The 19,562-nt window shown below is 69.2% G+C and carries 17 protein-coding genes; 8 read left to right on the forward strand and 9 right to left on the reverse strand.

Annotated elements, in window-relative coordinates; genetic code table 11:
* Positions 1 to 225 precede the first annotated feature (225 nt).
* Positions 226 to 369 carry a SapB/AmfS family lanthipeptide gene (locus AC0685_RS00425; protein ID WP_091598068.1) on the reverse strand — a complete coding sequence of 48 codons (144 nt, stop codon included), beginning with the start codon at positions 367 to 369 and terminating at the stop codon, positions 226 to 228.
* Positions 370 to 409: 40 nt separating this feature from the next.
* Complete coding sequence (gene lanKC, locus AC0685_RS00430; RefSeq protein ID WP_478223602.1) at positions 410 to 2,962, reverse strand: class III lanthionine synthetase LanKC; 2,553 nt, start codon at positions 2,960 to 2,962, stop codon at positions 410 to 412.
* 426 nt (positions 2,963 to 3,388) lie between these two features.
* On the opposite strand from lanKC, the gene AC0685_RS00435 reads away from it, so the two are divergent.
* Together AC0685_RS00435 and AC0685_RS00440 are read left to right on the forward strand one after the other, a co-directional pair.
* Positions 3,389 to 3,754 (forward strand): hypothetical protein, encoded by a 366-nt coding sequence (locus AC0685_RS00435; protein WP_478223603.1) that lies wholly within the window; start codon positions 3,389 to 3,391, stop codon positions 3,752 to 3,754.
* Complete coding sequence (locus AC0685_RS00440; RefSeq protein ID WP_478223604.1) at positions 3,747 to 4,163, forward strand: hypothetical protein; 417 nt, start codon at positions 3,747 to 3,749, stop codon at positions 4,161 to 4,163. Before AC0685_RS00435 ends, AC0685_RS00440 begins: the two co-directional genes overlap by 8 nt.
* Before the next feature lie 47 nt (positions 4,164 to 4,210).
* Here AC0685_RS00440 and AC0685_RS00445 read toward each other — a convergent pair whose 3' ends face one another.
* The 3 genes from AC0685_RS00445 to AC0685_RS00455 form a co-directional block, all read right to left on the reverse strand.
* Positions 4,211 to 5,197, reverse strand: a complete 987-nt coding sequence (locus AC0685_RS00445; protein WP_478223605.1) for an MCE family protein — start codon at positions 5,195 to 5,197, stop codon at positions 4,211 to 4,213.
* 106 nt (positions 5,198 to 5,303) lie between these two features.
* Positions 5,304 to 5,690 carry a PPOX class F420-dependent oxidoreductase gene (locus AC0685_RS00450; RefSeq protein ID WP_478224423.1) on the reverse strand — a complete coding sequence of 129 codons (387 nt, stop codon included), beginning with the start codon at positions 5,688 to 5,690 and terminating at the stop codon, positions 5,304 to 5,306.
* On the reverse strand, positions 5,609 to 6,001 hold the full coding sequence (locus tag AC0685_RS00455) for a MerR family transcriptional regulator (RefSeq protein ID WP_478223606.1): 393 nt from the start codon (positions 5,999 to 6,001) through the stop codon (positions 5,609 to 5,611). Before AC0685_RS00455 ends, AC0685_RS00450 begins: the two co-directional genes overlap by 82 nt.
* A gap of 55 nt (positions 6,002 to 6,056) precedes the next feature.
* Here AC0685_RS00455 and AC0685_RS00460 point away from each other — a divergent pair, with 55 nt between their 5' ends.
* A complete protein-coding gene (locus AC0685_RS00460) occupies positions 6,057 to 7,013 on the forward strand; it encodes an SDR family NAD(P)-dependent oxidoreductase (RefSeq protein ID WP_478223607.1) in 957 nt (318 codons plus the stop codon).
* On the opposite strand, the gene AC0685_RS00465 is transcribed toward AC0685_RS00460, so the two are convergent.
* A complete protein-coding gene (locus tag AC0685_RS00465; RefSeq protein WP_478223608.1) occupies positions 7,010 to 8,098 on the reverse strand; it encodes an alpha/beta hydrolase family protein in 1,089 nt (362 codons plus the stop codon). The genes AC0685_RS00460 and AC0685_RS00465 overlap by 4 nt on opposite strands.
* Before the next feature lie 118 nt (positions 8,099 to 8,216).
* Between AC0685_RS00465 and AC0685_RS00470 the strand changes: the two genes are divergently transcribed.
* Positions 8,217 to 9,440 (forward strand): sensor histidine kinase, encoded by a 1,224-nt coding sequence (locus AC0685_RS00470; RefSeq protein WP_478223609.1) that lies wholly within the window; start codon positions 8,217 to 8,219, stop codon positions 9,438 to 9,440.
* A complete protein-coding gene (locus tag AC0685_RS00475) occupies positions 9,437 to 10,084 on the forward strand; it encodes a response regulator (RefSeq protein ID WP_478223610.1) in 648 nt (215 codons plus the stop codon). Before AC0685_RS00470 ends, AC0685_RS00475 begins: the two co-directional genes overlap by 4 nt.
* On the opposite strand, the gene AC0685_RS00480 is transcribed toward AC0685_RS00475, so the two are convergent.
* The 3 genes from AC0685_RS00480 to AC0685_RS00490 all read right to left on the reverse strand — a co-directional run bounded on the left by AC0685_RS00480 (position 10,074) and on the right by AC0685_RS00490 (position 12,708).
* Complete coding sequence (locus AC0685_RS00480) at positions 10,074 to 10,718, reverse strand: GNAT family N-acetyltransferase (protein WP_478223611.1); 645 nt, start codon at positions 10,716 to 10,718, stop codon at positions 10,074 to 10,076. The two genes, AC0685_RS00475 and AC0685_RS00480, sit on opposite strands and share 11 nt — an antisense overlap.
* Before the next feature lie 102 nt (positions 10,719 to 10,820).
* The gene (locus tag AC0685_RS00485) at positions 10,821 to 11,024 is read right to left on the reverse strand and encodes a cold-shock protein (protein ID WP_005149851.1); all 204 of its coding nucleotides are present in this window, start codon (positions 11,022 to 11,024) and stop codon (positions 10,821 to 10,823) included.
* A 160-nt stretch (positions 11,025 to 11,184) separates the two neighbouring features.
* A complete protein-coding gene (locus AC0685_RS00490) occupies positions 11,185 to 12,708 on the reverse strand; it encodes a nucleobase:cation symporter-2 family protein (protein WP_478223612.1) in 1,524 nt (507 codons plus the stop codon).
* Positions 12,709 to 12,920: 212 nt separating this feature from the next.
* On the opposite strand from AC0685_RS00490, the gene AC0685_RS00495 reads away from it, so the two are divergent.
* The 3 genes from AC0685_RS00495 (at position 12,921) to AC0685_RS00505 (ending at position 19,525) form a co-directional block, all read left to right on the forward strand.
* Positions 12,921 to 17,360, forward strand: a complete 4,440-nt coding sequence (locus AC0685_RS00495) for a DUF6531 domain-containing protein (RefSeq protein WP_478223613.1) — start codon at positions 12,921 to 12,923, stop codon at positions 17,358 to 17,360.
* A 60-nt stretch (positions 17,361 to 17,420) separates the two neighbouring features.
* Positions 17,421 to 18,629: an amidohydrolase family protein gene (locus tag AC0685_RS00500; protein WP_478223614.1), complete on the forward strand. Its 1,209-nt coding sequence runs from the start codon at positions 17,421 to 17,423 to the stop codon at positions 18,627 to 18,629.
* A gap of 170 nt (positions 18,630 to 18,799) precedes the next feature.
* On the forward strand, positions 18,800 to 19,525 hold the full coding sequence (locus AC0685_RS00505) for a dienelactone hydrolase family protein (RefSeq protein ID WP_478223615.1): 726 nt from the start codon (positions 18,800 to 18,802) through the stop codon (positions 19,523 to 19,525).
* Positions 19,526 to 19,562 lie beyond the last annotated feature (37 nt).

The raw sequence follows: 19,562 nt of genomic DNA on the forward strand, positions 1-19,562 counted from the left end.
TGGGTGGGGGGTTTTTTCGGGGGGGGGGGGGGGGGTTGGGGGGGGGGGGTGGGGGGGGGGGGTTGGGTTCCCACCCAAACCCCCCCCCCACGACCCACCCGACCGGCTCCGCATCCCACTCCTTATAACGTGATCCCAACGAGATGAACCAGACGGCAAAATGAAAGCGCGGGAGCGGCGCACTTGGCCTGTGCCGCTCCCGCGCCGTCAGTGGTCAGCCGTGACTCAGTGGCAGGTCAGCAGGCTGACGGTGCTGTTGGCGCAGGAGGCCAGCAGGCTGAGGTTGCTCGCGCCGCCGTGGCTGCCACCGCCGCCGCCCTCGAGGACCTCGGGGGTTTCCAGGGCCTGCAGGTCGAGAACCAGTTCCATGGTGTTCCCTTTCACTCGTTATCTCTTTGGTCCGCCGTCCTCACTGGACAGCAGTTCGAGAGGACAGGAAAGGCAGTGCGGCCTTCCCGTCCAGGGTGGCGGCCAAGGCGAGCAGGACGCCCGCGCCGCCGGTGACGACGTCCATCGACAGCCGCAGCAGCTGGTTGCCGGGGAACGCCAGGCCGCCCTTGTACGGCACCGCGTACCAGGCCAGCCGGGAAAGATGCAGGTCGATGGCGTCGCGGACGCGCTGGTCCGGTTCGGCGCCCATGGCCAGCGCGGTCATCAGCCCGCCCCGGCCGAACAGCAGCCCGGGATGGATGACGAACTCGCCGCGGCACGCTTCACGCAGGCCGGGAAGGCTCTTCAACGCCTTCGCGCCGGGACGGTACTTCGCCAGTTCTTCGGCGGCCATGAGGATCCCGGCGCTGCCGACACCGGCGTAGGGCAACGTCCGGGTCTCGCCGTCGCGGACCTGCAGCGAGCCGTCGTCGGACTCGACGCACTCCTCGATGTCCCGCTCCAGCGCCTGGTCGGCGAAGGACAGCCAGCCCTCTTCGCGGGTGCGCTCGAACAGCCGCACGAACAGCAGCGCCGGACCGGACCAGCCGTTGAGCAGCCCGGCCCTGCCGAAGTCGCCGGGCGGGTCGGCCGTTTCGAGCGCTTCGGCGAGCCGGACGGCGGTGGCGAGCGCCTGCCTGCCGAACTCGTTGTCCTTGCGGGACACCGCGAAGTGCAGCTGGGTGAGCCCGATACCGGACAGGCCGCCTTCCAGACCGTGGTCGGTGGTCTGCTCGACCAGCGTCGCCGACGCCGACAGCAGCTTGGTGGCCTCGTCCCGGTACCCGAGTTCTTCGAGGACGTACGCGATCCCGTACGAGCCGTCGTAGAACCCCGGACGTCCCGGTGGTTCGCGGCGGATCGAGTCCAGCAGCCAGCGCTCGTGCTCCCGGTGGCGCTCACCGCAGGCCGTTTTCAGTGCGTAGAGGACGCCGGCCGCGCCGTAACCGAAGCACGCTCCGCCGACACGGAACTGCTCGATGTCGCCGGGGAAGAGCCGGTCGGTGCGCTCGGGGGTCGCGCTGGCGAGGATCGCCTCGGTGATCTGCTTGCGCACCAGCACCCAGTTCGGCTTGTCCTGGTCCAGCTCGGTCGCGCTCGTCAGCGGCGGGACGTTCCGGGGTGCGAGCTCGGCGACGATCGAGTCGGCGTAACCCTCCGGGACGTCGAAGCGCTGCTGGACGAAGTCCGCGAGCCCGCGCAGCTTCGCCGGGGCGAGCTCGAGAAGCGTGGTGAGCGGCAGGAAGATCCACAGCTTCAGGACGGCGAGCGCGTACTCGTCGACCTCGAAGCCCTTCCGGTCGCGCGGAGCGCGGAAGCCGGGCGCGCCGAGGGCGGGCCGCGTGCCGCTTTCGACGTCGGACGCCATCTCGAAGTCGATCAGCGAGACCGTCTTGTCTTCCCCGTCCTCCCCGTCGACCAGGATGTTCAGCGAGTGCAGGTCGCCGAAGACGATCCCGCGGCCGTGCACCTCACCGACCATCGCCTCCACCCGCCGGACCAGCGCCAGCGCGCGTTCGGTGTACGCGGCGATGTCGGCCTCGGTGGTGTCGCGCCTGGTGAGCGGGTAGTTGCGGGCGAGCCAGTTGCCCAGCGAAACGCCGGGCATGTACTCCATCGCCAGGAAGTGGTGCTCCCAGACGGTGAAGCGGTCGTAGGTGGCGGGGATGCCGTCGATACCTTTCAACCGCTCCAGCACCTCGTGCTCGCGGCGGAGACGTTCGACGGCGTCGACCTCGTCGCGGTCCAGGCCGGCGAACGGCCTGGCCTCCTTGAGGACCACCCGTTCGCCGTCGGTCTTCCGGTCGGCGAGGTACACGCCGCCGCCGTTGGAGAAGTGCAGCGAGCTTTTCACCTGATAAGGGAACTGATCCGCGCTGCCGCTCTTGCGAGCTGCGAGATGAGGCGCGAGGAACTCCGGAATCGTCACCCAGTCGGGTACGGAGAAGGTCGGCTCGCGTTTGTCCGGGACCAGGGTGCCGTCCGGTTTGCGCACCGCGAGGACCCGCTTGCCGTCGAGTTCGACCCATTGCTCGGCGAATCCGCCGTAGCGGACGTAGAGCGGCCCGGCACCATACCGGAGATCACTGAGAATGTACGCCCCCGGTTCGCCGTCGAGCTTCGCCGACAACTCGGCGAGAACGCGTTCCAGCTCGTTGTTGTCAGCCGGATAAAGAGTCAGTAACTTACCGCTTCCGTCACGCGGAGCGTATTTTGAATTCCTCGCGAGCAGCGTGCTCCGCGAGCGCAGATGCTTGTAGGACACGTCGTGCTCGACACAATGCTCGTGCACCTTCACGAGCACCCGCTCGGCATTGGCCAAACCTGCTGAAACGTGGATTTTCCAGCCCTGCAAGGGAAGATTTCGCGCAATCGGGTGCAACAGCCGCCACACTCCGCGCACTCCGGTGCGCCAGCCGACCTCAGGAGCGGGCAACAGGGAGGCGAAATCGTCGGCGGCGTCCCCGGTTTCCCGCTGCTCATCGAAGAACAGTGGATCGGCGAAGCAATACGCTTCGTACCGGACGTCCATTCGAGCGCCCCCTCCTTGGCACCAATCGGATGGGCCATGTGCACCATCGCGATGGAGAATATTCCACCTGCCGGATCCCGAACGGCCAATCCGCCATATCGGGGGTTCGGATGGGCTGTTCAGGGACGTGAATTCGAAATCTACCGAATGGTAGGGGTACCCAGCGTGAGATCAACTCGCATTTAAACCACCCGGTCGGTGTGTAACAGGAACGAACCAGCGGCGTAATCCCTGGTCCAGGTGGCCAACGCAATAACGCGCGACCGAATTGACGGTGCGCCAACCGAACGCGTTTCGTGATCTATTCACCCGAGGTCTGGACCACTGAGCCCGCCGTGGCGCCCGCCACGCACCCCACCGGTCGCCCGTCGGCGACGATCCGCCCGGAGGTACGTTGTCGCCGGTGGAGCTGGTAAGGAGGCCGACGTGATCACAGGCTTCGCGGTGACCGTCGCGATCTGCGCGACGCTGGTCGCGGCGTGGAGTTTCGTCCAGGCCGCACGCGGGAAGCTGCCCGACAACGCACTGCTCGGCGGCCTCGCCGTGGTCGAACTCCTGCTGGTGGCCCAGCTCGTGATCGGTGTCGTACTGCTGATCGGCGGCGGCAGCCCCGGCAGCATGGCCACCTATCTCGCCTACCTGATCGGCTGCCTGGTCGTGCTCCCGCTCGGGACGTTCTGGGCGCTGGCCGAGCGCACCCGGTCGAGCACCGTGATCCTCGGCATCGCGTGCCTCGCGATCCCGGTGATGGTGCTCCGGCTGCACGAGGTGTGGGCGGGCGCCAGTGCGTGAAGAGACCGAGGAGAAGACGGTGGACAAGGCCTCCGGCCCAGGACGGATCCTGGTCGCCGTGTACGCGATCTTCGCGCTGGCGGCGACCTCACGCGCCGCCGTGCAGATCAGCACCAAGTTCCACGAAGCCCCGCTGGCCTACGCCCTCTCCGCGTTCGCGGCCGTCGTGTACCTCCTGGCCACCATCGCGCTGGCCCGCCGCGGCGCGGGCTGGTGGCGGGTCGCGTTGATCGCCTGCGCCGTCGAGCTGCTCGGCGTGCTGACCGTCGGCACGTTCAGCCTCTTCGACCGCGAGGCCTTCCCGCACGCCACCGTATGGTCGGTTTACGGCCAGGGCTACCTCTTCATCCCGCTGGTGCTGCCGGTGATCGGGCTGTACTGGTTGCGGCGGACGAAAGAGCGGCGGTGAGCGTGGGGGTCGTGAGTGGTAAGGACGGTTAGAACCGTCCTTACCACTCACGAGTCGAAACAGCCCTTTTCGTTGAGCGGCCCGAACGTGGGCAGGACCAGCCCGCACAGGTAGCCGTCGATCCAGCGCCCGTTGCCCGCGACGTTGGTGAGCACCCGGATCGCCGGCGCGAACGCGGCGATCCCCCTGGCCAGCGAATCCTGGTTGCGCTGGAGCATCGACGTCAGCCGGTCGAGTTGTTCGAGCACCGGCCCGAGCTGCCCGTCGTTGTCGGCGATGATGCCGTCGAGCGCGGTCGCGAGCCGTTTCGATCCGTCGAGCAGATCCTTGATCGCCTGCTGCCGGGTGGAGATCGCGCGCAGCAGCGCGTTGCCGTCCTGGATCAACCGCTGGACCTCGGTGTCGCGGTCGACGAGGGTCTGCGACACCTGCCGGGTGTTCGCGAGCAGTGTCCGGAGTTGCCGGTCGCGGGAGGCGATGGTGCCGGAGAGCTTCGAGATCCCGTCCAGCGCGGAGCGGACGTCGGCAGGCGTATCGGCGAAGGTCGCCGAAATCGTGTCGAAGCTTTTCGCGAGCTGGCCGACATCGATGGCGTCGACGGTTTTCGACAAATCCCGAAACGCTTCAAGGACGTCATACGGCGCGGTGGTCCGCCGCAGCGGAATGGGGTCACCGGGGTCGAGGATCGCTTCGCCGCGCGGGTCGAGCGCCAAGTACTTCTGCCCCAGGACGTTCTTGATCCGAATGGACGCGCTCGTGGCGTCGCCGACCCACGCGTCCTTCACCCGGAAGGAGACGAGCACGCGATCGCCTTCGAGGCCGATCTCGGACACCTTGCCGACCTTGACCCCGGCGACCCGGACGTCGTTGTCCGCGCGCAGTCCGCCCGCGTCGGAGAACTCGGCGGAATAGGTGATGCCGCCGCCGATCACCGGCAGCGCGTCGGCGTTGAGCGCCGCCGCCATCCCGAGGGCCATCGTGGTGAGCCCGGCGAGCGCGAGCTTGATCGGATCCACCGCGCCGAACGACCTCATCGTCTCACCTCGCAGGTCACGAGCGGCAAAGCTTAGGGGCCGCTCCTGCCCATCGCCAGGCGAAACGTTGCACCGATCGGGTGGCAGTGTCTGTCCATTGTGGACTCTATTCGAGTCGTACTTCGTAATGGAGCGTCTTGTACTTCTTCAACCGGTGCACGAGCGGGACGAGGAACCCGTGCAAGAGCCGATGCTTCCTGGCCAGGCGATCGGCCGCGTGCCGTGCCTCGTCACCGTCGAGCAGGCGAACCCGTCCGCTCACGGCCTCGCCGGTCGGGATGCCGCGGAACGTCGAAGGGGCGATCTCGATCCGCGGATCGTTCCGCATGCGCTTGGCCTTCCACGCCGCGTCATACGTGCGGATGTATGCGTGATCCCCTTCGACGGCGATGTTGACCGGCGTCCCGTCCCCTAGCGCCAGAGCCCGTCCGCCGTCCCCCGCGCGACATGCTCCTCGTAGACCTCGACCTTCCGGCTGATCAGCTCCAGGCAGTCGGCCAGTTCGGCGATCCGGTCCCGGACGGTGTTCTGGTGTTCCCGCAGCAGCTCCAGCCGCTTTTCCTCGTTTCCCGGTCCTTGCCGGACGAGTTCGGCGAATTCGCGGATGGTGGCGAGCGGCATCCCGGACGCCCGGAACTTCGTGCAGTTCACCAGCCAGTCGACGTCCTGTTCGGTGTACACGCGGCGGCCGTTCGCGTCCCGTTTCACCGCCGCCGCGAGCAGTCCTTCCATCTCGTAGAAGCGAAGCGCGTGCACGCTGAGGCCCGTCCGGGCGGTGACCTGGCCGATCGCGAGTTCCGTCACGCCGGCGACGATAGCGGTTGTCCTAGAGGGCCCTCTAGCTCCTAGCGTCCGCCGCATGACCACTTCACAGCACAAGATCGGCTCCGGCTTCGGCGCGCGCAGCACCGCCGGGGAAGTACTGGACGGGATCGACCTTTCGGGCAAGCTCGCCGTCGTCACCGGTGGCTATTCGGGACTGGGCCTGGAAACCACGCGCGCGCTGGCGAACGCCGGCGCGCAGGTGGTCGTCCCCGCGCGCCGTCCGGCCGACGCCGAGGCCGCGCTCGCCGGGATCTCCGGTGCCGAGGTCGACGAGCTCGACCTCGCCGACTTGGCGAGCGTCGAGGCCTTCGCCCGGCGGTTCCTCGGCACCGGGCGTCCGGTCGACCTGCTGATCGCGAACGCCGGGATCATGGCCGCGCCGGAACGGCGGGTCGGCCACGGCTGGGAGTCGCATTTCGCGATCTGCCACCTCGGCCACCACGCCCTGGTGAGCCGTCTCTGGCCCGCGCTGAAGGCGGACGGCGGCGCCCGCGTCGTCACGGTGTCCTCCTCCGGTCACCATTCCTCGCCGATGCGCTGGGACGACGTCCAGTTCGAGCGCGGCTACGACCGCTGGCTCGCGTACGGCCAGGCCAAGACGGCGAACGTGCTGTTCGCGGTGCGGCTGGACACGCTCGGCGCCGACCACGGGATCCGCGCGTTCAGCCTGCATCCGGGCGCCATCCTCACGCCCCTGCAGCGGCATCTGCGGCAGGACGAGATGGTCGAGCGCGGCTGGATCGACGAGCACGGCAACCTGGCCGACCCGGATTTCAAAACGCCGGAGCAGGGCGCGGCGACCCAGGTCTGGGCGGCGACGTCACCGCGGCTCGACGGGATGGGCGGGCTCTACTGCGAGGACTGCGACATCGCCGAGATCGCCCCCGAAGAGGGCGAGTGGGTCGGAGTGCGCCCGTACGCGATCGATCCCGGTGAGGCCGCGCGGCTCTGGAAGCTCTCCGAGAGCCTCACCGGGACCTTCCTCGGCTAGTTCCAGAACTTGATCTCGGGGTTGCCCGGCACCGGCCCGTCCAGCAGCGGCTGATGTCCGCCGCGCAGGTTCTTGTCGAAGAACGCGGAGACGTACGCCCTGGTCAGCGCCATGCCGCGCTCGCCGCCGAGCAGACCGAGCTGGCTCAGGCCGAGCTGCTCACCGAGTACGCCGACGTCGGTGAAGGACGCGTGCCCGGCCGCCGCGACGCTGATCCAGCGCTTCCAGCCGGTGAGGTTCGGCCAGCTGCCCGCCCACGTGGTGTCCGGGCCGGCCGGGGTGTACTCGCTTTCGCGGCCGAGCAGCAGGAACGGCCGGTCGATCCCGGACGCGGGGATCGGCGACCACAGCCTGCCGTCCAGGTCGGCGCCCGCGCGGATCCGCCGGTCGTCGACCATCGCGGCCGGCGTGCTGTACCCGCCGATCGAGTGGCCCGCCATCCCGATGCGCGTCCGGTCGATCAGCCGGGACCAGTGCGACGAAGGCCTGGTCAACGTGTCGAGGACGAACGAGGCGTCCGCGGAGCGGATCGGCGGGAGCAGCTTCGAATCCGATCCGCACGCGGCGCATCCGGTGACGTGGCCGTCCGGGAAAGCGGTGCCGTGGGACTCGTGGTTGTGGCCGATCAGCGCGACGACGAACCCCTTGCTCGCCAGCTCTTCCGCGAGCCCGGTGAGCGTCGTGCGCGGTTTGCCGAATCCCGGCGACAGGACGACGAGCGCGTGCTTGCCCGGCAGCGGGGGCGCGTCGACCCTGGCGCCGGTCCGGGTCCCGGCGACCAGTGCGGGGTCGATGTCGGGCAGGCCCGATTCGGTCAGGAACGCCTTGGCCTCGGCCAACGTGAGGTAGGGCCGTTTCGGGCCGATCGGCAGCAGCGCGGGGTAGAACATCGACACCATCAGCTCGCGCGGACCGGACGGCACCCAGGGGTCCTGGCGCGAGCGGTCGACGAGATGCAGTTCGGTGGAGCCGACGGGATGCGATCCGGTCGGCGGCGGCAACGTCAAGCGTGGGGCCGCCGCGGCCGGGCTCGCCAAGGACACCATGCCGGCGAGGGCGGTCAGCGCGACGAGAAGCCGTCTCATGGGGTTTCCGTTTCTGTCGAGGATCTTCCTGCGTCCAGGCTGGAGCCCGGCGCCGTATTCGCGCGTCTGCCGCAGGTCGTATCCCGAGGTCTGCCGCGAGAGGGATCCGCGGCACCGGATGCGGGATTACGCTCGGCTGGTGCTGGCCTTCCTCAGGAATCACCCGAGAGCCGTCGACCGCGGCCTTACTATCCTCATCGGACTGTCCACTGTGGTCTCGGCAGACGACCCAGAAGGCTTCGAGTGGTGGCTGGTCTCCTTGGTGGCCTTGGCTTCTTTGCTCGTCCGGCACCGGAATCCCACGATCACCTTCGCGGCCGGGGGCACGGCCTCGCTCTTGCATCTGGCGTTGGGCAACGACCTCAAACCCGTCGACGTCGTGGCGCTGGTCGGCCTCTTCTCCGTCGCGGCCTGGGGGTCGCGGCGGCGTTCCGTCGCCCTGTTGGCGGCGGGACTGCTCGTCGCCGGAGCATGGTCTTTCTATGCCTCGGAAGCGAACACGCGGACCCCGGGCCCGACGCCACCGCGACTCATCATCATCGATCGGCTGGCGCCGGTCGGCACCGACGCCGACGACCACCAAGTGCAGGACTGGGGCGGTTTTCCGGCTATCGGCCTGTCACTCGGAGTGGCATGGCTCGCCGGGCTGAACACGCGGCAGCGCCGGATCCGCCTGTCGGTGCTGGAGCAGCGGGCGGCCGATCTCGAACGCGAGCGCGACACCCAGGCCGCGCTGGCCGTGGCCGCCGAACGCGGCCGCATCAGCCGCGAACTGCACGATGTCGTCGCCCACGCGCTTTCCGTGGTGGTCCTGCAAGCGCAGGGCGCCCAGGCGGAACTGGACCGGCGGCCCGAGCGATCGCGGGAGGCGCTGGACGCCATCGTCGACACCGGGCGGACCGCGTTGAGCGAGATCCGGCGCCTGCTCGGCGCGCTCGGCCAGGACGAGCCGGACTGGGAGCCCCGGCCCGGTGCGGAGCGCCTGCCGCGGCTGGCCGCCGACATCCGGTCGGCGGGCACGCCGGTCGAGTTCCGCGTCGAAGGGGAACCCCGGCCACTTTCGTCCACAGTGGACCTGGCGGCCTACCGGATCGTGCAGGAGGCGCTGACGAACGTGCTGAAACACGCCGGTCCGGACGCGTCGGTGACTATCGTGATGCGGTACGAGCCAGGGACGCTGGAGATCGAGGTGACCGACGACGGCATCGCGGCGGAAGCGCCATCCGGCACCGGGCACGGCCTCGAAGGGATGCGGGAACGGGTGAACGTACTGGGCGGCACCTTCGACGCGGGTCCGCGGGCGGAGCGCGGCTTCGCCGTCCGCGCGACCCTGCCGTCATGACGATCCGGGTGGTCATCGCCGACGACCAGGCGCTCGTGCGCACCGGCCTGCGGATGATCCTGGACAACGCGGACGACATCGACGTCGTCGGCGAGGCGGGCGACGGCGCGGAGGCCGTCGCGCTGGTGGCGGAGCTCGATCCCGACGTCGTGCTCATGGACATCCGGATGCCCGAGATGGACGGCGTCGAGGCCACCGCCGCGATCGCCGCGGCTCAGCGCGCCCGCGTCCTGGTGCTGACCACGTTCGACCTGGACGAATACGTCTACGCCGCGCTCCAGGCGGGGGCCAGCGGCTTCCTGCTGAAGGACGCGCTGGCGCCGGATCTGCTCGCCGGGGTCCGGGTGGTCGCCGCGGGCGAGGCGACCCTGGCGCCCACCGTCACCCGGCGGCTGCTCGACCGGGTCGTCACCGGCCTGCCCGTGTCGCCGCCGGACGACCGGCTCGCCCTGCTCACCGGCCGCGAACACGAGGTGCTCCAGCAGCTGGCACGCGGCCTGTCCAACGCCGAGATCGCCGAGCTGCTGTTCCTCTCGCCGGGCACGGTGAAGACCCACGTCGGCCGCATCCTCACGAAGCTCGGCCTCCGCGACCGCGTCCAGGCCGTCGTCTTCGCCTACGAATCCGGGATGATCAGCCGCTGATCGCGGCGGGTGTGCGCCAGTGCTTGCCGCGCCGGGGCCGCCGGTGCTGTCCGCGCCTGCCGAGGCCGGCGAGGCTGTCGACGGGGCGCGCGGCGAATTCTTCGGCGGTGATGCCCATCCGCACGAGATACTTGATCTCGCCGCGCACGACCTCGGTGTCGCGCAGCCTGCCTTCCTCGCGGAAGCCGAGACCGCCGTGCAGGGAAAGCGACGCCAGGTTGCCGCCGTACACGCTGACCTCGCATTTGCGGAAGCCGCGTTGCCCGAACATATGCGCCAGGAGGACGGTGATGGCGTCCGTGGCGTACCCGCAGCGCTGGTGGCGCGGGGCGATCCCGATGCCGTAGCCGAACCGGCCGGTCACCGGGTCGGCGCCGATGGTGCACACCGAACCGACCAGCATCCGGCCGCGCACCGTCTCGATGCCGAAGTGGATGTCGTCGCCCGAGGACCCCGAGCGGTGCGAGGCCCAGTGCCGGTGCCCGCCGCCGAGCAGCGGTGTCGCCTCGCGGGCCATGTCACGGTCGAAGCCCATCAGGACCCGGCGATCCCGGAGCCCGACCTCGCGCAACCGCACCTTCCGCCCGACCTGCTCGGGCTCCAGGGCGGAGCGGCTCACCGCGTCCGGCCGCACGGGTGCTCACGAAGGATCACAAGCATGCATCGACGATATCGGGTCCCGAAACGCCCGAAGGCCCCCACCCGGTACGGATGGAGGCCTTCGGCGTGAAGAAAGTCAGATGGCGACGACGCGCTGGGCCTGCGGGCCCTTCTGACCTTGGCCGATCTCGAACTCGACGCGCTGCCCTTCGTCCAGGGACTTGAAACCGCTGCCCTGGATCTCCGAGTAGTGCACGAAAACGTCCGGTCCGCCGTCGTCCTGAGCGATGAAGCCGAAGCCCTTTTCGCCGTTGAACCACTTAACGCTGCCCTGAGCCATACTTTTTCTACCTGCTCTTCATAGCGAGTCTGAGCTCATTCGATGCCCCGATCTCGCCGTCCATTGTCGCAGGTCTTGCCGCGTCGCACACGTCGCCGTCCCAAATTTCTGTAGACCCCCAGGTCAGGATCACCTTCGGCGAGCCATCCGGCGGCCGGATTCAGTGCTCTTCCGGCTCGGACCCGATCCGGTAGGGGACGGGCCTGCCGTCCTCGTCGCGCACCTGGACCGGCTTGCCCTCGGCGTCCACGATCTTGCCGTCGACGATCTTGTCGCCGTCCTTGAGCCGCGAGAAGGCCTTGAGGTCGGAGTAGTCGATCACCCTGGTCGCGGTCGCGAACACCGACGGGTCGCTGCCCGCCTTGGCCGGCTTCAGGTGGTTGAACAGCAGGTTCAGCACGACGGCCATGAGCGCGGCGGAGCTGATCCCCGAGTGGAAGATCGTGCCGACCCACGCCGGGAAGTGGTGGTAGAACTCCGGCGCCGCGATCGGGACCATGCCCAGCCCGACGGAGGCCGCGACGATCACCAGGTTCATGTTCCCGTTGTAGTCCACTTTGGACAGCGTCTTGATACCGGACGCCGCCACCGTGCCGAACAGCACGAGACCGGCGCCGCCCAGCACCGGGTACGGGATCGCGGCGACCACCCGGCCGAGCACCGGGAGCATGCCGAGGACCAGCAGGATCACGCCGCCGGCGGTCACCACGAACCGGCTCCGGACGCCGGTGATCGCGACGAGACCGACGTTCTGGGCGAACGCGCTCTGCATGAACCCGTTGAAGACCGGCGCGACCGCCGAGGACGCCATGTCGGCGCGCAGCCCGTCGCCGATCCGGCGTTTGCCGACCCGCGTGCCGACGATCTCCCCCACCGCGAGCATGTCGGCCGTGGTCTCGGTGAGGGTCACCAGCACGACGATGAACATCGACACGATCGCGGCGATGTCGAAGGTCGGCGCGCCGAAGCCGAACGGGGTCGGCACCGCGAAGATCGGGCCGTCCCAGACCTGGGAGAAATCGGCCTTGCCCAGCACGGCGGCCAGCACGGTGCCGAGCACGATCGACAGGAGGATCGAGAGCCGGGAGATGGCCGGGACGGCGACCTTGCTGAGCAGCAGCACGATCGCCAGCGTCATCGCGGCCAGCCCGATGTTGGAGACCGAGCCGAACTCCGGCGCCTTGGTGTTGTCGCCCATCGCCCACTGGGCCGCGACCGGCATCAGGCTGAGCCCGATCACCGTGATCACCGTCCCGGTGACCACCGGCGGGAAGTACTTCACCAGCCGGGAGAACACCGGCGTGATGAGCAGGCCGAGCACCGCGGACGCGATCACCGAGCCGAACACGGCGGGCAGCCCGCCGTCGGCCACGATCGCGGTCATCGTCGCCACGCCCGCGAAGGAGGTGCCCTGGACCAGCGGCAGCCGGGAGCCGAAGAACGGGATGCCGAACGACTGCAGGATCGTCGCCAGGCCGCCGATGAACAGGCACGACGCGACGAGCAGCCCGATCTCGGCGGTCGAAACGCCCGCGGCGCCGCCGATGATCAGGGGCGGCGCGATGATCCCGCCGTACATCGTCAGGACGTGCTGGATGCCGTAAGTGAAACTCCTGCCGATCCCGAGCCGTTCGTCCTCGGGCCTGCCGCTCGCGGCCGCTTCGGCCCGCGTCCTCTTCACCATGGATCCGCCTCTCGATAGAAGCGAGCGATGCCGGGCAATTTCAATCTGCGGAGGTTAACTTCCGCATGGCAGAACTCGCAAGACCCTGCCCGTACGGGTCGTCCTCCCGGCGGGCGGGCAAAGATCCTTTCCGCACAGGGGCACCGGAGCGCGGCGATGGTAGAAATTGCCTGCCCAGTCGGTGAGGATCCCGAGGCAGGAAGACGGCACAGATGGCGAATCCGCTGATCGCTGAGCGTCAGGACTCCACGAAGGACCACTCCGGTGTCCCGCTGCTGGAATCGGCGATCGACCTCAAGGAAGGCATCGAGAAGGGCGACTGGGCCGCGGTCGCGATGGGCGCCGTCGGGACGGCTCTCGACGCGCTGTCGATGGCCATGGATCCGTTCGGTTCGATCCTCGCCGCGGGCGTCGGCTGGTTGCTCGAACACGTCGGCCCGCTCTCCGACGCGCTCGACGCGCTGACCGGCGACGCCGATCAGATCAAGGCGCAGGCCGAGACCTGGTCCAACATCGCCAAGGAACTCGGCGCCATCGGCACGGATCTGACCGACCTGGTCAAGGCCGACCTGCAGACATGGGCGGGCGACGCCGCGGACCGCTACCGCGAACGGTCCCAGGACACGGTCACCGTGCTCACCGCGGCACAGAAGGGGTGCGAGGGAGCCTCCAGCGGAGTCAAGACCGCGGGCGAGGTCGTCGCCGCCGTCCGCACCCTGGTCCGCGACATCATCGCCGAACTCGTCGGCCACCTCATCAGCTGGGCGCTGCAGGTGCTGTTCACCCTCGGCATCGGCCTGACCTGGGTGGTGCCGCAGGTGGTGACCGCGGTCGCCAAGACCGCTTCGAAGATCGCCGATCTCACCACCAAGCTCGTCAAGGCGCTCAAGGGCCTGATGCCGCTGCTCAAGAAGGCCGACACGCTCTTCGACGACGCCGCCAAGGCCCTGCGCAAGCTGCAGGGCGGCAAGGTGGACGCCCCGCCGCCACCCAAGACCAAGGGCGGGAACGACCGCGGGATCGACGAGGGCACCACCAGCTCCAGCGCCGACGGCAACGGCAAGCCGGGCGGTGGCAACGACGGCACCACCAACGACAAGAGCACCAACACCAAGAGCGACAACGACCAGACGAACACCAGCGGCACCGGCGGCGGCGGTACCCGCGACCGGGGCGGCAGCACCGACACCACCAAGAAGGACGGCAACGGCGACCGCTCGACGTCGTCGGATTCCAAGAACTACTGCGGTGACCCCGTCGACGTCGCGACCGGCGAAGTCGTCATGAAACAGGTCGACGTGACCCTGCCCGGCGACGCGGGCGATCTCGAACTCTCCCGCACCCATCTGTCGGCCTACACCGCCGGCCGCTGGTTCGGTCCCTCTTGGACGTCCACAATGGATCAACGGCTGGCGATACAGAGCGACCGGATCCTGTTCTACGCCGAAGACGGCATGGTGCTGACCTATCCCGTCCCGACGACTGGCCCCGTCCTGCCGGTGCAGGGCCCGCGGCACCGGCTGCGGCGCGCGGCGGACGGCTACCGGCTGTCGATGGGCGATCGCGAGCTGCACTTCGCCGGCGCGGGCCGGATCCTGCCTCTCACGGCCATCGAGCGGAACGGCGCCCGCACCGAGTTCACCTACGCGGCCGACGGCACGCCCGCGCGAATCCGCCGTGACGACGGTGTCGAGCTCGCGATCGGCACCGCGAAGGGGCGGATCGTCGCGCTCGGGGCTCCGGGACAGCCGCCGCTGGTGCGCTTCTCGTACAACCGGCTCGGCCAGCTGAGCGCCGTCACGGACTACGCGGGCCGTCCCATGACGCTCGACTACGACTTCGGGCACCGGCTCGTCGGATGGAAGGACCGCACGGGCACCTGGTACCGCTACGTCTACGACGACGCCGGGCGCTGCGTCCGCGCCGTCGGGGCGAGCGGCTACTACAACGCGACGTTCGCCTACGAACCCGGCACGACCAAGCACACCGACGCCGACGGCCACACGTGGACGTACCGCCTCAACGATGCCAGGCAACTGGTCGAACGCGTCGATCCGCTGGGCAACTCCCGGCGCTACGCCTGGAACCGGCGCGACGAACTTTTGTCCACAGTGGACGAACTCGGCCGGGAGACCGGCTACGAGTACGACGAGGACGGCGCGCTGGTCGCCGTCCACCGTCCCGGCGGATCGACGGTGCTGCTGACACACGCCGACGGCGAGGTCCGGCTGTCGGCGGGAGACGTCCGGCGGACGGTCCCCGCGTTCGACCCGGCCACCACCCTGGTCGGCACCGGAATGCCGGTGGAGATCCCGGACGCGCCCGATCCGCTGGCCGACGCGCCCGTGACGGACCGCCCCGGCGACCGTGACCTGTTCGGCCGCCCTCGCCTCGCGTATACGGCCTCCGGCGGCGCGGCGAGGCTCGGCTGGACGGCCGACGGGCGCCGCGCCTGGCGGCTCGGCCCTGACGGCGGCCGCGAGACGTGGGTGCACGACGCCGAAGGCCACGTCGTCGAGCACCGCGACGCGGCGGGTGCCGCGCGGCGCCGCAAATACGGCCCGTTCGGCCTCGTCCTGGAAGAGACCGACGCCGCGGGCGCGCGCACGCTGTTCACCTACGACGGCGAACTGCGGCTCACCTCGGTGACCAACCCGAACGGCCGCACCTGGCGCTATGTCCGCGACGCCGCGGGCAGGCTCGTCGAGGAGGTCGACTACGACGGCCGCCGGATCGGCTACGCCTACGACGCGGCGGGGCAACTGCTTCGCATGACCAGCAGTACGGGTGACGCGACCGAGTACGACTACGACCTCCAGGGCAACGTCGTGGCGAGGCGTACCCCGGACGACGTCACGCTGTACGAATACGACGCGCTCGGCAGGATGACCGTCGCCGAGAACACCGAGTCGCGGGTCGAACTCGTCCATGACGACGGGGACCAGATCGTCGTCGACACGATCAACGGGCTCGGGGTGTGCTGGCGCCACGACGGCGACGTGCTCGTCCGCCGGACATCGTCCGGTGTGGACAGCGAGTGGCGGTTCACCGGGTCCGGGCTGCCGCGGTCGCTGCGGATCGCCGGCCACGAAATCGAGTTCGGCTACGACGACGCCGGACGGGAGGTCACGCGCGGCGTCGACGGCACCGTGGTGCTCCGGCGGCGCTTCGACGCGGAAGACCGGCTCGCCGAAGAGCACATCGTGGGCGTCGGTCAGCGCGTCTACGGTTACCGGCCGGACGGCAGGCTCGCCGCCGTCGACGACGCCATCCGGCCTTGGCAGCTCACCTACGACCCCGCGGGCCGGGTCAGCGAGGCGCGCGGGCCTGCCGGGGTCGAACGGTTCACCCACGACGCCGCGGGAGCCATGGCCCTCGGCGAAGGCGTCTACAGCGACGACGAGCGGGGCCGGGTCACCGGGGATCAGTCCTGCGCCTACGAGTGGGACCACCTCGACCGGTTGCGCTCCGTGCGCACTCCCGACGGCGCGCTCTGGACCTACCACTACGACGCGCTCGGGCGACGGTTCGCCAAACGCCGCTGGCTGCTCGATCCGAAAGGGGAAGCCGAGCTCACGCACGACGTCCGGTTCCTGTGGAGCGGGATGAACGTGGTCGAGCGGATGGATTACGACCCCGCCGACGAGTCCTACCGGCTCCTGACCTGGGAACGCTACGACGACGACCGCCCCGTCGTGCAGATCGAGCGAACGGGCGCCCTCGAAGACGCCGTGTTCCGTGCCGTGATCACGTCACCCGCGGGGACGCCGACCGAGCTGCTCGACGAACACGGCACGCTGGTCTGGCAGGACCGCAGCAGTTTCTGGGGCGTGCCGCTGCCCGGCGCCGACACCGCGTCGATGCCGCTGGCGTTCCCCGGCCAGCACCGCGACGACGAAACCGGGCTGCACTACAACGTCTTCCGGTACTACGACCCCAGGACCTCGCGGTATCTCAGCCAGGACCCGCTCGGCCTCGCCGCCGCGCCGAATCCTGTCGGCTACGTCGATCAGCCACTGCTCATCGGCGACCCGCTCGGCCTTGTCCCACCCTGCGGGAAGAGCGGTCCGGGCAACCAGCAGCGGCCGCAGCCGGTCGGCCCCAGCGGGCAACCTCAGCCACCGCGAAGGAGCCCGCGGAAGCCTCCTGTCAACGTCGACAAGATGTCGAAGGAGGAGTTCGAGAAGTTCAAGCCGAAGCTCGACCAGATCCTGAAGGCGGACAAGCACTTCTTCTGGTCCGGCGGCACCAAGAAACGCAAACGCGGCGAAGAGGACGAGTACCTCGGCTCGGTCGAGGAGAAGGCCACCAAGATCGCGAAGCAGAACGGCGGCAACACCCTCGAAGGAACGCTCAAGGACAACAACATCAAGATGCCCGGGTGGATCAACGATCCCAACGACCCGAGGAAACCGCTCGTCCAGGAGAAATGGGACTACGTCTCCGAAACCTTCGCCAAGAACTCCAACAAGGACACGCACGTGGTCTTCCCCTACTGGCCGGGCAAGGGGCACGACATCTACCCGCATCGCCGCGAGGACAACGTGTTCGACGTGACCGAGTACCCGAGGCTCGAATCGATGGGGATCGACCACATCACCAAGCACAACGCGGAGACCGGGCACACGCGCCCGTACCGGCACACCAAGTGACGTTGCCGCCGCTCGCCTGATTTGGTATACCAAAGAGAGTCCGGCGAGAAAGGTGTCCCCGTGTTGATCCGTGACGTCCGCCCGTGGGGTGGACAGCGCAGCGACGTCGAGGTGGCCGACGGCCGGATCACCGCGGTGCGGCCGCACGATCCCGCCGCCGCGCCGGCTCCGGACACGGTCGACGGGCGCGGGCGGCTGCTGTTCCCCTCGTTCAGCGACGTGCACGTCCACCTGGATTCGACGCGCATCGGCCTGCCGTTCCGGCCGCACACCGGCGCGCCGGGCGTGTGGGCGATGATGCTGAACGACCGCGAGAACTGGCGCGACGCCGAGGTCCCGCTGCCCGAACGGGTCATCGGGACGCTGGAGCGCATGATCGCGAACGGCACCACCCGCGTGCGCACCTACGCACAGGTGGACGTCGACTGCCGGCTTGAGAAGCTCGACGCCGTCCTCGCCGCGAAGGAGCGCTTCGCCAAGCAGGCGGACGTCGAGATCATGGCGTTCCCGCAGGCCGGGATCCTCCGCGAACCCGGCACCGTGGACGTGCTGGAGGCCTCGCTGCGCTCGGGCGCCACGGTCGTCGGCGGGATCGACCCGTGCTCGCTGGACAAGGACCCCAAGGGGCATCTCGACGTCGTGTTCGGGCTCGCCGAGAAGTACGGCGTCGAGGTGGACATCCACCTGCACGAACCCGGCCACCTCGGCGTGTTCTCGACCGACCTGGTGATCGAACGGGTCCGCGCGCTGGACATGCGCGGCAAGGTCACGATGTCGCACGCGTACGAACTGGGCTCGATCTCGGAATCGGTGAGCCGCCGCCTGATCGACACGTTCGCGGAACTGGACATCGCGATGGCGACCGTCGCGCCGTCCACCGACGGCCAGCTGTCGCTCGCGGACCTCACGACCGCGGGTGTGCGCGTCGGTCTCGGGGAGGACGGCCAGCGGGACTACTGGAGCCCGTACGGCAACTGCGACCTGCTCGACCGCACCTGGCAGCTGGCCTTCACGAACGGCTTCCGCCGGGACGACCTGATCGAGATGGCGCTGGCCGTCGCGACGATGGGCGGCGCGTCGATCATGAGTCACGACGTCCCACGGCTGGCGGGCATCGCCGACCGGCCGGGGGTGGCCGCCGGCGACCGCGCCGACCTGGTGCTGGTGGACGGCGAGACCCCGACGAGCGCGGTGATGGACCGCGGCAAGGACCGCACGGTGCTGCACGACGGCGTCGTCGTGGCGGACGGGCTTTCGGTGCTCGGGTAAAACCGTTGGCGCGCGATCGCCGGCCGCTGCTAACTTGCCGGAGGCCGTGCGAGCGAACGAGGAGGTGGTACCCGTGGACATTTCGACATGGGTGCTCCTCTCAGGGGTCACGGTCGGGCGGTAGGTCGTCCGGGAGCGCCGTTTCACGAGCACTCCCGAAAGGCACGACCATGCACTTCACTTCCGAACGACGCCTCGGAGACGCCCTCGAGCGCGAATTCACCCTCGGCGACATCCCCGGAATCCTGTGGACGCCCGAATCGGCGGCACCGGCCCCGCTGATCCTGATGGGTCACCCCGGCGGACTCGGCAAGATGCACCCCCGGCTCGAGGCCAGGGCCCGGGCCTGCACGGCGGCGGGCTACGCCGCGGCCACCATCGAACTCCCCGGAGCCGGTGACAGGCCCCGTTTCCCCGCCGTCGACGAAGCCCGCGCCGACCTGCAGCGCGCGGTGAAGGCCGGCGAGCCGGTCACCGGCGACATCGTCGACCGGCTCGTCCTCCCGCTGGTCGAAACGGCGGTCCCGGAATGGCGGGCCACCTTGGACGCCCTCCTCGGACTACCCGGAATCGTTGGCCCGGTCGGGTTCTCGGGTGGGGTGATCGCCATCGCCACGCGGCTCGCAGTGGTCGAGCCCCGCGTCGAGGCAGCCGTCCTGTTCGCCGGGAGCTACGTGCCTCGCAGCATCCTCGAAGAGGCCCGGCAGGTCACCATCCCGCTGCTGGTCCTGCTGCAGTGGGACGACGAAGGGAACGACCGGCAGCACGCCCTCGACTTGTTCGACGCCTTCGGTTCGCGGGAGAAGACGTTGCACGCCAACATGGGCGGACACACCGGCGTCCCGCACTTCGAAGGAGACTCCGCGGGCCGGTTCTTCACCCGGCACCTGAAGTAACCCGATGTCGATTTCCGGGTGCGTCGTTCGTGGGGTA

The organism is Amycolatopsis sp. NPDC043889, assembly GCF_056435645.1.